This window comes from Asticcacaulis sp. P4_H10 (genome assembly GCF_056400965.1).
Window position 1 is genome coordinate 345113 of sequence record NZ_JBFUKH010000006.1, and the last position, 12324, is coordinate 357436.

Consider the following 12324-nt stretch of genomic DNA (forward strand, 5'->3'; position numbering starts at 1 on the left):
ATAAGCGAGAGGCGCGGGGGATGCAGGTGGACTGGAAAAGGTTTAAGGTCGTATCGGCGCTGGGCGTCGGGCAGCTAATCGCGTTCGGCACCTCGCTCTATCTGCTGACGGCCCTGTCGAAGCCGATCGTCGCTGACACAGGCTGGAATTTCGCCTGGGTCGTTGGCGGCTATTCAATCGGTACCCTGGTCTCCGCCACCGTCTCGGCGCTGGCTGGCCGCTATGTCGGCGCCGGGCAGGGACGGCTGGTCCTTAGCGCCAGCGCTTTGTTATTCGCCTTAGGGCTTGGCCTGATCGCCGTTTCGCAAAACCTCATCATGTATATCGCCGCGTGGGGCGTTATGGGTTTGGCCATGGGCAGCGGTCTCTATGACGCAGCGTTTGGCACAGCCGGACGTCTGTTCGGTGCGACAGGGCGGGCGGCGATCATCCAGATTGCGCTGTGGGGCGGGTTCGCCAGCACGACCTTCTGGCCGCTCAGCCATGTGCTCGAAGTGCAGTTCGGCTGGCGGTCGACTTGCCTGATCTTCGCCGCCATCCACCTCTGCGTCTGCCTGCCGCTCTACCTCTTTGTCCTGCCAAGGCCGGCCGACGCGGCGCCTGTTGCGCGGCACAGTCACCCCGCCGTTACGGTACAAGGGATCGAAGCGCGGATCTACATGGCCCTGGCGGTCGTGGTGACGCTTGAAATGGCGCTGGTGGCCGTCATGGCCGTCCATATGCACGCTGTTCTGACCGGCCGTGGCCTCGACATGAGTGAAGCCGTCGCCTTGAGCGCCATGGTTGGCCCAGCGCAGGTTGTTGCGCGCGTATTGGAGCTGACGCTCGGGCGGCGCTGGCCGGCCCATGCCTCGATGCTGGCGGGTATCGCTGCCCTGACCTTGGGTATCGTCCTGATCACGGCGACATCGGGCCTGAGCATAGCGGCGCTTGTGCTCTATGGCGCCGGCGTGGGTGTCGTCTCGATCACCTCAGGCACTGTGCCCCTGGCCGTCTTCGGGCCCGAACGCTATCCGCCCCTGATGGGGCGCATCCGGCGGCTGGGCGCCGTCGTGCAAGGCGGCGCACCGTTCGCCGCCGCCTGGCTGCTTGGGCAATTTGGCGTGATGGCCTTGCTGTTGTCGCTGATCGGCATGGCGCTGATGACGTTGGGCGTTGGTGTCCACCTCGCCCGCCAGAGCCACGCCAGTTTGCAAACCCGGATTTAGAGCGATATGGCGAAACGAAGTTCGGCGTAGCCAAAAGTGTGAAGCGGTTTTCGCCTTAAATCACGACAAAACAACAGATTAGATCGGAATGATGCTTCCGCCTAAAATCATTCCGATCTAGAAGCCGCCCGGACCACCGGGGCCGCCGGGGAAGCCACCCGGACCGCCGCGTCCGCCGCCTGGGCGGTCGCGCCAGTTGCCTTCCTGCTGCTGGTTGTTCCGGCTGGCGCGCACCGCGCCAAAAGTGTAGCGCAGGCTGGCCATGACGCTCGCACCCGGATCGAAGGTCTCACTGTAGCCCCGGACCGTGCTCGTGTCGGTATATCTGCGGCTGACGTCGCCGACAAGAATCCCCGAAGCGTTGATGCTTAACACAGCCTTGTTGGGGATGAATGAATACTGGTACGACAGGTTAAGGCGCGTGAACGGCGTCGAATAGCTTTCGCTGTCTGTGCGCTCTCCCATATGGAACAGCACGACCTGATAATTGTTCTTGTCGTTCGGCTTGTACTGGAAGCGTGCCCGCACCATGGATGTCGGGCCCTTGCGCTCGACCGGCAGGCCGGTAGCCAGGTCGGTATAGTTGGTAATCGAATAGTTGTAGTTGGCATTCACGTTCAGGCCAAACTTGCGGTCGGCCGAGTTGAGATCGACGTTGCCGTTGAAGCCTAACCGTTTGCGCGTGCCGGCATTGTCCGTCGTGGTCAGCAGGACATTGGGCTGGCTGGGCAGGAAGGTGCTGACCTGGTTGATCGTGTCTTCGGTTGAATCGTAGAAGAGCTGGCCGTTGAAGTTCATGCCCTTGCGCGAGCGATTATAGCTGACCTCGAACTTGTCGGTCATTTCCGGTTTCAGGTCGGCATTACCCGAACGCGCATACAGGCCGTCTTCGCTGAAGATGATCAGCGGGTTCAACTGGCGCGCCTGCGGGCGCTGCATTTTCTGGGTATAGACGAATTTCAGCTTGTCCTGCTCGCTCACGTCGTAGGTCAGGAACAGGCTGGGGCTGAAATTGACGCTGTCGCGCGTGATGGCCGTCGCGGCGGCAGTCGAGGTCGGGTTGGAGAACAGAATGTCCTGGTGCAGGTTTTCGACGCGCAGGCCGGCCTGATAGCCGAACTTGCCTGCCTTGCGCTCAAACGTGGCGTATGCCGCCGTCAGCCACTCGTCGGAATCGAACTGGCTGATTGACGATGTGCGCGGCGCTTCGGGCGGCGTCACCGGCGTGGTGAGCGACAGCGACTGATAGGTGTACTGGTCGCTGACCGTATGTTCGATATTCCAGCCCAGTTGCAACTGGCGGCCTTCGGTCTCGCTTTCGAGCAGGGGCTTTGTCCAGTCACCGCTGAAGGTATCGACAAAGTCCTTGGACTTGCTGGCCTGGGCTGAATAGGTATCGGCCTGGGCGGGCAGGCGATTGATATTGTGGATCAGGGTCTGGTTGCTGTTCAGGCTCTGGCTGTGGACCCACTGCATCTTGAAGCTCTTGGAGCTGCCGGGTTCACCCTTGCGGTCATAGCTCAGTGCTGCACTCATGCTTTCCTGATTGCGCATCGAGTCGCGCAAGGACGGACGATCGCTGGTCAGGACGCCCGAGCTGTTGAAGCTCTGGGTTTCCTGGGCGCTTTCGCTGCGGTTATCGCTCTTGCGATAATCGATCTGGCCTTCCAGCGTATCGAAGTCGGACAAGTTGTAGTTGACGCCGATATTGCCGCTGACGCCCTCGCTGTAGCTCTTTGACACCGTCTGGGTCAGATCGCGGCGGATGACCGCGCCGGTCGTCGGATCCAGGCGTTCCCGGTCGTTGATCGAGCGGCTCTTGCGACCGCCGCCGCCCCAGCCGCCGCCGGACATGTTTTCCGTCAGGTTGACATTGGCGTTGACGGTCAGCTTGTCGCCAAAGGTCTTGCCGGTGCGGAAACCGAACATACCCTTGCCCTGGTCGCCGACCACGATGTTGTACGAGGTCTGCGGGCGGAGGCTGCGGCCGCGTTTCATGACGATGTTGATGATGCCGCCGGCGCTGTCGGATCCGAAGGCCGCGGACGGGTTGGTCATGACTTCGACCGAGTCGATATCGTCGCCCGACATGCTTTGCAGCGTGAAGGCGCGGTTGTCGCCCTGCATCTGCGCCGATTTCTTGCCGTTGACGTAGACCTGGACATTGCTGTTGCCGCGCAAGGAGACGCTGCCGTCCTGGTCAACCGTGACGGCCGGGACGTTGTTGAGAACATCCGAGGCCGTGCCGGTCGCCGACTGCGGGTCCTGCTTGACGTCATAGACGTCGCGATCGACCTTGTTCTGGACGGCGGGCTTTTGCGCGGTGATCGTCACCGGGCCCTGTTCGTCAGCCGGTTGTGTGTCGCCTTGCGCGCCGCCCTGGGCGGGCGCTTGCGCCGCCGGAGCCTGGGTGGCAGGCGCGGTCGTCGTCTGGGCGGGCGGCGGAGTCACCGGCTTAGCTGGCGTTGTCTGGCCAAGGACGGGCAGGGCGAACAGGGAAACGCCGAGCGACATCGCACTGGCGCCGATAAACAATGTCCGGCGTGCGGATGAAGGACGGCGGGCAGAACGCAAAAGCATGAATGATAACCTTGATACGGAATGTGGCATGTTATGAAAGTGTAACGCGCGCGTTCGCATCATCCGTCTGAGAATGCGGCAAAATAAATTATATTTCATACTTGAAATGTTAGGCGCCGTTGGCCGTTTCGTTTGTTACGAAAACGCCGTCACGGCAGCGCAAACGGATTGATTTCCTGCCAGCCAAAATCGGTCAGCGCCTCCAGCGGCTGATAGCGCGCCTTGTAGTCCATCTTCGGGCTGTCCTTTACCCAGTAGCCCAGATAGACATAGTCGTAGCCGGCGCGATTAGCCTGGTCGACGTGATCGAGGATGATGTACCGCCCCAGCGAACGACCGCTCAGGTCGGGGTCGTAGAAGCTGTAGACCAGCGACAGGCCGTCGTTCAGCGCGTCGACGAGCACGCAGGCCACCAACCGGCCGTCCTCCCGGTATTCAATCAGATGGGTACGAACCAGCGTGTCTTCGATCATGGCGACCAGATCGGGCCAGGTCATGTCGATCATGCCGCCATCGGGATGGCGCGTCTTCAGGTATTTCTGCAGCAGGTCGAACTGTTCGCGGCTGGCCTCAGCCTCGACAAAGGCCTTGGTCAGGTCCTTGTTGGCCTTGAGCACTCGTTTGTCGGACTTGGACGGCACGTAGCGCTTGACCGGAATGCGCACGGATTGACAGGCGCGGCAGTTCTGGCAGGCGGGACGGTAGGCGATATTCTGGGAACGGCGGAAACCGATGGCCGACAGTTGGTCGTTGACGCCAATGGCCTCAAGCGGCGGCAGGTGCACGAATACCTTGCGCTCCTCCTGGCCCGCCAGATAGGGGCAGGGACCTGGGATGGTCAGGTAGTATCTGAGCTTGCGCCCTGGAAAATGCTCACTCATTGAAACGCCGCAACCTGAATGAAACTGGACTCGCCCCGGATTATAAGTGTGCTTGCAATCTGTGCGCCGTCAAGGGGTGACACCTGCTTTTGGCTTTGCTGCGATATTAAGCCGAAAATGCCCACACTTTTCGGCATATCGCTACTGCATTTACATATTTGGATTTTGCGGCAGAACCGGGGCTTCGCGCAAGAGAACGATGGCGATGCGACGGTTGCCGGCCAGAGACGGATCGTCCGGATAGAGCGGTTCCTTGGCCGCCTTGCCCGATACCTGGGCGATGCGGTCCTGGTCGACGCCGGCGGACTGGAGCACGGCGCGCGAGGCATCGGCGCGGTCGGCCGACAATGACCAGTCGCGGGGGTTTTGCGTGCCCGTACCGGCGGTTCCCGAAGTATGACCGGTGATCGAGATGCGGTTGGGCAGGTTGTTGACGACCTTGGCAACGGCGCGCAGCAGCACCTTGGCGCGGTCATTGGGTTCGGCCGAATTCGAATTGAACATCGACCGGCCTTCCTGGTCGATCAACTGGACGCGCAGGCCCTCAGGCGTCTGGTCGACGAGGATATTCTTCGACAGTTCGGCCAGTTCGGGCATGTCCTGCAAAGCCTGGCGCAGCGATTCGGCCGCGCTCTGGAAGTTCTGCTGTTCCTGCTTCTGGGCGTCGGTGTCGGAATCGGCGGCCGAGCCCTTTGCGGCGGAATCGGTCGTCTTGCCGTCGCGGTCCTGGGTTTCGGGCGGCTTGGGCGCCATCTGCTCGATGAAGGACATGGTGCCTTCGTTCTTGTTGCCGTCTTCGCCCAGGGCATTGCCGCCCAGGATGCCGCCCGAGCCCGAGGTCGATTGTGAGACGTTGGCGGGGGCGAAATAGTCGGCGACGCCGCGCTTTTGTTCGGGCGAGGTCGTGTTGATCAGCCACATCAGCAGGAAGAAGGCCATCATTGCGGTCACGAAGTCGGCATAGGCGACCTTCCAGGCGCCGCCGTGGTGGCCACCGCCCACAACCTTCTTGACCTTCTTGATGACTATGGGGGCGTCGCGGCTCGCCATTCGGGACCTGTACAGCAGCAAAATTCAGGTCTTCATCTTTCGCTGATTAACATTAACAGGGCATTGAAACCGCAGCCGGCAAGGCTATTTTTTAAAGTCGGCTTTGGCTTTGCTTTTGCAGGCGAATTGCGTAAGAAACGTCGCAAAGGCCGAGGAGACCGATGGACAAGACCTACCGACACACTCTTGGCGGATTTGCCACCGGCGTCTGCGTCATTACTGTGCCCGATCCAGACCATGTCGATGGCCATGTGATCGGCATGACAGCCAATTCCTTTTCCTCGGTTTCGCTGGATCCGCCGCTGGTGCAATGGTGCCTCGACAACAAGGCACATCGCTACGCTGTCTATGCTGAGGCGCCATCGTTCGGCATCAATATCCTGTCGGGCGGCCAGCAGGAACTGTCGCAGCGCTTTGCCCGCTTCAATGCCCATATCCTGCCCGAAGAAGGCCTGATCAGCGCTGAGCATCCTTTGCGGCTGAGCAGCGTCCTGGGTTTCCTGGCGTGTGAAACCTATGAAACGCGTACGGTCGGCGATCACCTGGTTATCGTTGGCCGTGTGACATCTTTCGACAAGGACGACGCACAGGCCGGGCTGACCTTTTTCCGTGGTCGATATGGTGAAATCAGGAGCGCGTCGTGAAGCTGTGTTTTGCCGGTCTGGGCATCATGGGCGGGCCGATGGCCGGCCATCTAATCAAGGCGGGCCACAGCGTCACCGGCTATAACCGGACCTTCGCCAAAGCCGAAGCCTGGGCGAAGGAAACCGGCGGCACGGCGGCGGAGAGCGTGGCCGAAGCTGTTGCCGATACGGACGTTTTTCTGTTGTGCGTCGGCCGCGACCAGGACGTGCGCGACACAGTGACAGCCGCATTGCCGCACCTGAAACCCGGCACGCTGATCATCGATCACACGACGACGTCAGCGAAACTGGCGCGTGAGCTGGCGGTGATATGTAGCGAAAAAGGCTTCGATTTTTACGATGCACCCGTGTCCGGCGGGCAGGCGGGCGCCGTCAACGGGCAACTGGCCATCATGGTCGGCGGCGCGGACAGCCGCTTTGCCGAAGTTGAGGCTTTGCTCAAGCCCTACACCAAGGTCATCGTCCACATCGGCGAGACCGGTGCCGGCCAGACCGCCAAGATGGCCAACCAGATCGCAATTGCCGGTGTCGTCCAGGGCGTGGCCGAAGCGCTCCATTTCACGCGTAGCGCCGGGCTCGATGCCGACAAGGTGCTGGGCGCCATTTCGGGCGGTGCTGCAGGGTCGTGGCAGATGAACAATCGCTGGGGCACGATGAACGACGGCAAGTATGAGTTCGGTTTCGCTGTCGACTGGATGCGCAAGGATCTGGGTATCGCGCTCGATGAAGCGCGCGACAATGGCGCGCATCTGGCTCTCGCGGCCCTGGTCGACCAGTTCTACAGCGAAGTCCAGGCCATGGGCGGCAGCCGCTGGGATACCTCCAGCCTGCACGCCCGCCTCGAAGCGCGCAGGCCTAAGAATTAGGCCAGTTGACGCGCCGTCCGTCTTCGGGCGGCTTAACCGTGCCGGCGTCGAACGCCGCCTGCTGCTGAAGCTCCGCATCAATCCGCCACGCGCCGACCGTATCGCAATGGACGTGGCGCATATCCACCGGCACCTGGTACTGCGCCGTAATGGCCTTTGAGAAGGCTTCGGTGAAGATCGACATGTCGGTCCGCGGCGTCTCGGGGACGCCCTGCACCGGGAAGACGCGCGAGCGGTAGTTCACATTGCGGTTGAAGTCGAAATAGGTGCAGCTGAGATAAGTGCCGTTGTGCTGCGGCTTAACGGGCGGCAACGGCGCGCTGTCGATGGGCTGAAACACCAGTCCGAGGAGAAGAGCGTAGGCGGCGGTCATGACATTCTCCGTATCGCTATGGAGGGCCAGTATATCGCTAATCGGCGCCTGCGCATTTAGCGTCCGCTTATGGTCCGAAGACCGGATAGGCACGAACACTGCCATACTTTGTGATGGCCGCCTGAACGTCGGGGCGGGCAAGCAGGGCGGCAAATCGGCTGCTGATTGTCTTTTGCCAGGCTGAGGGCTGCGGCTTTGGCAGGTAGGTCTGGAGCGTGAGTAGGGCTGGCCCGCGTTTGAGCGGATCGCCGAGCCTGGTAATCAGGCGCTTGGCCGCTTCATCGATCTCATTGGCGCACAGAAGCGCGCTCTGAAGTGTCGTCTCGCCGTCGTCGGCGTGGGCGCGCATGAATTCCAAAGACTTGGCGAGGCCCGTCTTGTCACCCAGTTGCGCATGGGCACAGGCGCGAACCTCTTCGGCTGCCATCATGCCATACTCGCTTGCGGTCTTGTCGTCGAACAGGTCCTTGACCTCGGTCAGGGCGTCCGCGGGTTTGCCAAGCTCGTTCAGAAAACTGCCGAGATTGACCCGATGACTGAAGATATTCTCATCGGTTGCCACGGCGATATCGCGTGCCTTGGTCTGAGCCGCCAGCGCATCGTCGTTGCGCCCCATCAACTGGAGAATGGAGGCGCGGGTGCTCAACGCCCAGGCGTGATTGTCTTTCAGGTCCTCAAAGGCCGGCTTGTCCTTCGGCGCGGCATCGGCCTTGGTCAAGGCTTCGTCAATGACCTTCAATGCTTCAGGCAAGCGATTGGTGTTCATCAATTTATTGGCCAGGGATTGTACGCCTTCGATCTTCGACGGATGCTTGGCGACCATGGCCTGGGCATCAGCGATGTCGGCCGCCAGCGCCTTGGCGTAGGCGTCCTCGGCCTTTGGCGCGAAGCGGACGTAGCGCTTGTCGATCTGGCGGCGTGCGATCGTGTAAGGCTCGGTCAATGCGTCGGCCAGAGCCTGCGCCTTCGCATCCTCGCTGCGATCGGCATAGATGGCGAACAGGTCGAACCATAGCGATTCGCTGGTCGAAAAGTCGTCTTCGGGAACGTATTTGGCGGTGCGCAGGGCTTCGAGATATTTCTGGTAGGTGACGCGGTCATCCTTGATCTCTTCCAGGTCGCTGGCGAGACTGAAGATGCGCCAGCTCTCAATTTTCTTGAGCTGGTCCGGGAAGTCGGTGATGGCGCGCACAGCCGCCGTGCCTGCGGCCTCGGTCTTGCCAGCCTTGGCAGCCAGACGTGCGTAGAAGAGCCACGACGATGCGTCCATTTCTTTGGGCGCGGCTTCGGCCGCAGCGACTATGTGTATGTAGGCGGGCTCGTACGCGTCATTATAAAATTCAGCCATCGCCAGGACGTAATAAGCGAAGTGGCGCATTTCCGGCGACAGCTTTGAGAAGGCCGGGTTGCCGATGACCGACTGATAGCTTTCCGTGGCGCCGGCCCAGTCACCTTTTTCCGCCTTCTGTCGGCCCTGGCGCAGAATGGCGTTGATGACGGATAGCTCGCTGGGCTTGATCTGCTCGGGATCGGGCTTCTTGGCAGCAATCGCCGCACCGGGCACACTGATCAGAACAGCCGCTATGGCGGCGCCGGCATACAAAAGTTTACGCATGGATTCCCCCTTGAACCGAGGAAGCGTAACGTATTTGCGGTGATTTTGTCGACTGTTTGGTGCGCTTTTTATCCGAAACGCAGTTCGGCGCAGCCAAAACCGCTTCGTACTTTTCGGAAAGCGCTAGTTGAGTTGCGCGGCGCGTTCGACATACCGTTGCAGGACGCGGCTATAGCTGTCGTCGAACTGCACGGTCGTGATCTCTTCGAACGGGCATTCCAGTTCGTCTTCCATCCAGTTGCCGCCCGGATCAACCGCCTTGAGCACTACGTGGTCCTTTTCGATGGCGTCGATCTGGCCGACATCGGCCTCGTCCTCGACCGAGATGACGACGAAGCGATTCTTGGGCTTCAACGACTTGAACAGTTCGGACAGGTTGGTCAGCTTGATGCCGCTGTACCGCTTGGTGCGCTTGACGCTGTTGAAGGCCAGGATCTTGACCTGGTCTTCCTGGTGATCGGAGACGTCGCAGCTTTCGACGCGCTCGACCGGCACGACCAGGGCGCCCGTGTCCTGCCATTCATAGATGGCCTGGAGCAGGACCAGCTTGTCGCTCAAACCGACGACAAAGCCTTCGTGGCTGCCGTCTTCAAGGTTCAGACGGATATAGGTTTCGTTGGCGAGCGCTTCGCGCAGATCGCTGGTAATGCTCATGGTTCAGCCCTTCAGCTTTTCAGCGACGCTCTTGGCGAAATAGGTCAGGATGCCGGAGGCGCCGGCGCGCTTAAAGGCCAGCAGGGTTTCCAGAACGGCGCGGTCTTCGTCCATGAAGCCCTTTTCGACGGCGGCCTTGATCATCGCATACTCACCCGACACCTGGTAGACGAAGGTCGGGACGCGGAAGGTCTCCGAGACGCGCTGGACGATGTCGAGATAGGGCAGGCCGGGCTTGACCATGACCATGTCGGCGCCCTCGGCGATATCCATGGCGACTTCGCGCAAGGACTCTTCGGAATTGGCCGAGTCCATCTGGTAGGTCTTCTTGTCGCCTTTCAGCGCCTTGACGCCGATGGCGTCGCGATAGGGGCCGTAAAACGCCGAGGCGTACTTGGCGGCGTAGGACATGATCAGCGTATCGGCGTGGCCGTTGGCTTCCAGGGCGTGGCGGATGCGGCCGATGCGGCCGTCCATCATGTCGGACGGGGCGACGATGTCAGCCCCGGCCTCGACCTGGACGCGCGCCTGTTCGACCAGCATCTCGACCGTGGCGTCATTGACGATCTTGCCGTCGCGCAGCAGGCCGTCATGGCCGTGGTCGGTGTAGGGATCGAGCGCGACGTCGACCAGCAGGCCGATATCAGGAACGGCCGCCTTGATGGCGCGGCAGGCGCGCGGGATCAAGCCGTCGGGATCGAGCGCAGCGGTGGCGTCGGCATTGCGCAGCGACTCTGACAGATGAGGAAACAGCGCCAGGACATTGATTCCCAATGCCTTTGCCTGGCGCGCCTCGTTGACGGCTTCTTCAATGCTCAGGCGATCGACGCCTTGCAATGAGCCGATGGCTTCGCGCTTGACGTCCCGGTCGTGGATAAAGATCGGCCAGATCAAGTCCGACACGTGCAGCCGGTTTTCCGCCACCAGGTCTCTGATCCACGCCGATTGGCGCAGGCGGCGCGGGCGGGCGAGGGGAAAGGGTGCGGGGGTAGGGTATGACATGGGATCACCAGGTAGCAGTCGACATTGCCGCTGTGCGCGCTATGCTTCGAAAATGCAAGGCGTAGCGAGGGCGAGATGCACAAGAAACGACCTGTTTTATTGTCTGGCTTGCTGGTTGGTCTGGCGCTGACAATCGCAGGCATGCACAAGCCTGCCTATTCGGGCATTTTTCAGCCCGACGACCCTGTGAGCCGGGCGATAAGAAAAGCACCGACCGGGTGGGGCGAACCCGTGGAACTGATGCCAAAGCCGTTCAAGTCCGGAATGACGAAGGCCGAGGTCGAAAAAATCCTTACCGAAGGCAAATTCAAGCCCGATGAAAGCCGTGTTTTCTCCCGGCGCCATCCTCTCGACTTCCCGCCCGACAGCCTGTTTTACAGTAAGCTGGTCACTGGAATGCCTTGCGCCTTGGACTACGTCGTCGTCGTTCAATATGACGAACAGCATACATTAAGCCGTGCCGTCGGCACGTACGACGAAGCCGGATGTCTATGATATTTCCGCCGCCATATCGCGCAGGGTCTCGCAGGTATTGAGATTGCGCGCGGTCATCTCACCCTTGATCCCCTTGCCCATCTTTTCGACGAAGACCGAGCGGCCGATGCCATCCGGCGCGTAGAAATACAGCGCCTCGTCATTGACATGGTAGGCCTCGTTGTCGGCCAGCATGCTATCCAGCACCTCGCGATCAAGCTTCGACGGTGGGCTGCGAAAAAAGAAAATGTGCTGCGCCTTGCCCTTGTGTTCATGATCGCGGAACGGATTGGCGGCCAGCGTCTTTTCAAGATGGGCAAGGGTGATCAGCGTCAAGGGCGGGCGAAAACCGAAATTTGTATGGACCAGATCCTCGACCCGTTCGGTCAGCGCCTTTTCGCCAAGCTCGGCGCGAAACACGACATTGCCGCTGGCGATATAGGTCTTTACGTCCGTCATGCCTTCGGCTTCGAGGACCTTGACCAGCTCCTTCATCGGCATCTTGTGCTTGCCGATATTAATGCCTCTGAAGAGGCCAATCCATACCGTCGGCTGCGTCATTTCTAACCTCCCCTGCGACAATTGGCGCTTACATTGAGAACGGTTCGCGCTGGAAATAAAGGTGAATTTAACACAAATTAGAAGAAACCTTGATGTTAGCGCGGTTTTTCGCGGCTGATGGGTTGTAACCGCGAGATTGCGAAGCTATTTGCGCGCACGAGATGACGTCACGCTGGCGTCTGGAGCGATTGAGACTATGGACTATACCGCCGCGTTCGAGGCAGCCGTTGATCAGGTTCGCGCCGAAGGGCGCTACCGTGTGTTCGCCAATCTGAAGCGACACAACGGCCAGTTTCCGCGCGCCACGTGGACGCGCGAAGACGGCTCGACGCAGGACGTCACGGTCTGGTGCTCCAACGACTATCTCGGTCAGGGTCAGAACCCGGTCGTGCTGGAAGCCATGCACAAGGCAATCG

Annotated in this window: 12 protein-coding genes and 1 pseudogene; 5 read left to right on the top strand and 8 right to left on the bottom strand. The window is 60.6% G+C overall.

All coding sequences use genetic code 11. The features are described 5' to 3' along the window. The first annotated feature begins 26 nt into the window (after positions 1–26). Complete coding sequence (locus AC1DON_RS13455) at positions 27–1208, top strand: MFS transporter (protein WP_476935312.1); 1182 nt, start codon at positions 27–29, stop codon at positions 1206–1208. A 117-nt stretch (positions 1209–1325) separates the two neighbouring features. On the opposite strand, the gene AC1DON_RS13460 is transcribed toward AC1DON_RS13455, so the two are convergent. The 3 genes from AC1DON_RS13460 to AC1DON_RS13470 form a co-directional block, all read right to left on the bottom strand. Then, on the bottom strand, positions 1326–3788 hold the full coding sequence (locus tag AC1DON_RS13460; RefSeq protein WP_476935313.1) for a TonB-dependent receptor domain-containing protein: 2463 nt from the start codon (positions 3786–3788) through the stop codon (positions 1326–1328). A gap of 149 nt (positions 3789–3937) precedes the next feature. After that, positions 3938–4669, bottom strand: coding sequence for an arginyltransferase (locus tag AC1DON_RS13465; protein WP_476935314.1), 732 nt, complete (start codon positions 4667–4669; stop codon positions 3938–3940). Between the two features lie 150 nt (positions 4670–4819). Then, entirely contained in the window at positions 4820–5719 is a 900-nt protein-coding gene (locus AC1DON_RS13470; RefSeq protein WP_476935315.1) for a flagellar motor protein MotB, read from the bottom strand. A gap of 161 nt (positions 5720–5880) precedes the next feature. Between AC1DON_RS13470 and AC1DON_RS13475 the strand changes: the two genes are divergently transcribed. Together AC1DON_RS13475 and AC1DON_RS13480 are read left to right on the top strand one after the other, a co-directional pair. Beyond that, on the top strand, positions 5881–6363 hold the full coding sequence (locus tag AC1DON_RS13475) for a flavin reductase family protein (RefSeq protein WP_476935316.1): 483 nt from the start codon (positions 5881–5883) through the stop codon (positions 6361–6363). Further along, positions 6360–7229, top strand: a complete 870-nt coding sequence (locus AC1DON_RS13480) for an NAD(P)-dependent oxidoreductase (protein ID WP_476935317.1) — start codon at positions 6360–6362, stop codon at positions 7227–7229. The genes AC1DON_RS13475 and AC1DON_RS13480 overlap by 4 nt, the downstream gene beginning before the upstream one ends. Here AC1DON_RS13480 and AC1DON_RS13485 read toward each other — a convergent pair. The 4 genes from AC1DON_RS13485 to hemB all read right to left on the bottom strand — a co-directional run bounded on the left by AC1DON_RS13485 (position 7219) and on the right by hemB (position 10873). After that, on the bottom strand, positions 7219–7602 hold the full coding sequence (locus tag AC1DON_RS13485; RefSeq protein ID WP_476935318.1) for a hypothetical protein: 384 nt from the start codon (positions 7600–7602) through the stop codon (positions 7219–7221). The genes AC1DON_RS13480 and AC1DON_RS13485 overlap by 11 nt on opposite strands. Positions 7603–7669: 67 nt before the next feature. Further along, positions 7670–9217 carry a tetratricopeptide repeat protein gene (locus tag AC1DON_RS13490; protein ID WP_476935319.1) on the bottom strand — a complete coding sequence of 516 codons (1548 nt, stop codon included), beginning with the start codon at positions 9215–9217 and terminating at the stop codon, positions 7670–7672. Between the two features lie 123 nt (positions 9218–9340). Beyond that, on the bottom strand, positions 9341–9871 hold the full coding sequence (locus tag AC1DON_RS13495; RefSeq protein WP_476935320.1) for a hypothetical protein: 531 nt from the start codon (positions 9869–9871) through the stop codon (positions 9341–9343). 3 nt (positions 9872–9874) lie between these two features. Beyond that, positions 9875–10873, bottom strand: a complete 999-nt coding sequence (hemB, locus tag AC1DON_RS13500) for a porphobilinogen synthase (RefSeq protein ID WP_476935321.1) — start codon at positions 10871–10873, stop codon at positions 9875–9877. Positions 10874–10948: 75 nt separating this feature from the next. Here hemB and AC1DON_RS13505 point away from each other — a divergent pair, with 75 nt between their 5' ends. Further along, a complete protein-coding gene (locus tag AC1DON_RS13505) occupies positions 10949–11368 on the top strand; it encodes a hypothetical protein (RefSeq protein ID WP_476935322.1) in 420 nt (139 codons plus the stop codon). Here AC1DON_RS13505 and AC1DON_RS13510 read toward each other — a convergent pair. Then, positions 11363–11908 carry a DUF1697 domain-containing protein gene (locus AC1DON_RS13510; RefSeq protein ID WP_476935323.1) on the bottom strand — a complete coding sequence of 182 codons (546 nt, stop codon included), beginning with the start codon at positions 11906–11908 and terminating at the stop codon, positions 11363–11365. The two genes, AC1DON_RS13505 and AC1DON_RS13510, sit on opposite strands and share 6 nt — an antisense overlap. A 196-nt stretch (positions 11909–12104) precedes the next feature. Between AC1DON_RS13510 and AC1DON_RS13515 the strand changes: the two are divergent. After that, positions 12105–12324: pseudogene (locus AC1DON_RS13515) on the top strand (5-aminolevulinate synthase); the annotation flags it as partial.

Excerpts from the sequence above, each read along its gene's own strand:
- AC1DON_RS13475 (WP_476935316.1), top strand. The coding sequence starts at position 5,881 with ATGGACAAGACCTACCGACACACTCTTGGCGGATTTGCCACCGGCGTC.
- AC1DON_RS13510 (WP_476935323.1), bottom strand. The coding sequence starts at position 11,908 with ATGACGCAGCCGACGGTATGGATTGGCCTCTTCAGAGGCATTAATATC.
- AC1DON_RS13465 (WP_476935314.1), bottom strand. The coding sequence starts at position 4,669 with ATGAGTGAGCATTTTCCAGGGCGCAAGCTCAGATACTACCTGACCATC.
- AC1DON_RS13490 (WP_476935319.1), bottom strand. The coding sequence starts at position 9,217 with ATGCGTAAACTTTTGTATGCCGGCGCCGCCATAGCGGCTGTTCTGATC.
- AC1DON_RS13495 (WP_476935320.1), bottom strand. The coding sequence starts at position 9,871 with ATGAGCATTACCAGCGATCTGCGCGAAGCGCTCGCCAACGAAACCTAT.
- AC1DON_RS13485 (WP_476935318.1), bottom strand. The coding sequence starts at position 7,602 with ATGACCGCCGCCTACGCTCTTCTCCTCGGACTGGTGTTTCAGCCCATC.
- AC1DON_RS13460 (WP_476935313.1), bottom strand. The coding sequence starts at position 3,788 with ATGCTTTTGCGTTCTGCCCGCCGTCCTTCATCCGCACGCCGGACATTG.
- AC1DON_RS13505 (WP_476935322.1), top strand. The coding sequence starts at position 10,949 with ATGCACAAGAAACGACCTGTTTTATTGTCTGGCTTGCTGGTTGGTCTG.
- hemB (WP_476935321.1), bottom strand. The coding sequence starts at position 10,873 with ATGTCATACCCTACCCCCGCACCCTTTCCCCTCGCCCGCCCGCGCCGC.
- AC1DON_RS13470 (WP_476935315.1), bottom strand. The coding sequence starts at position 5,719 with ATGGCGAGCCGCGACGCCCCCATAGTCATCAAGAAGGTCAAGAAGGTT.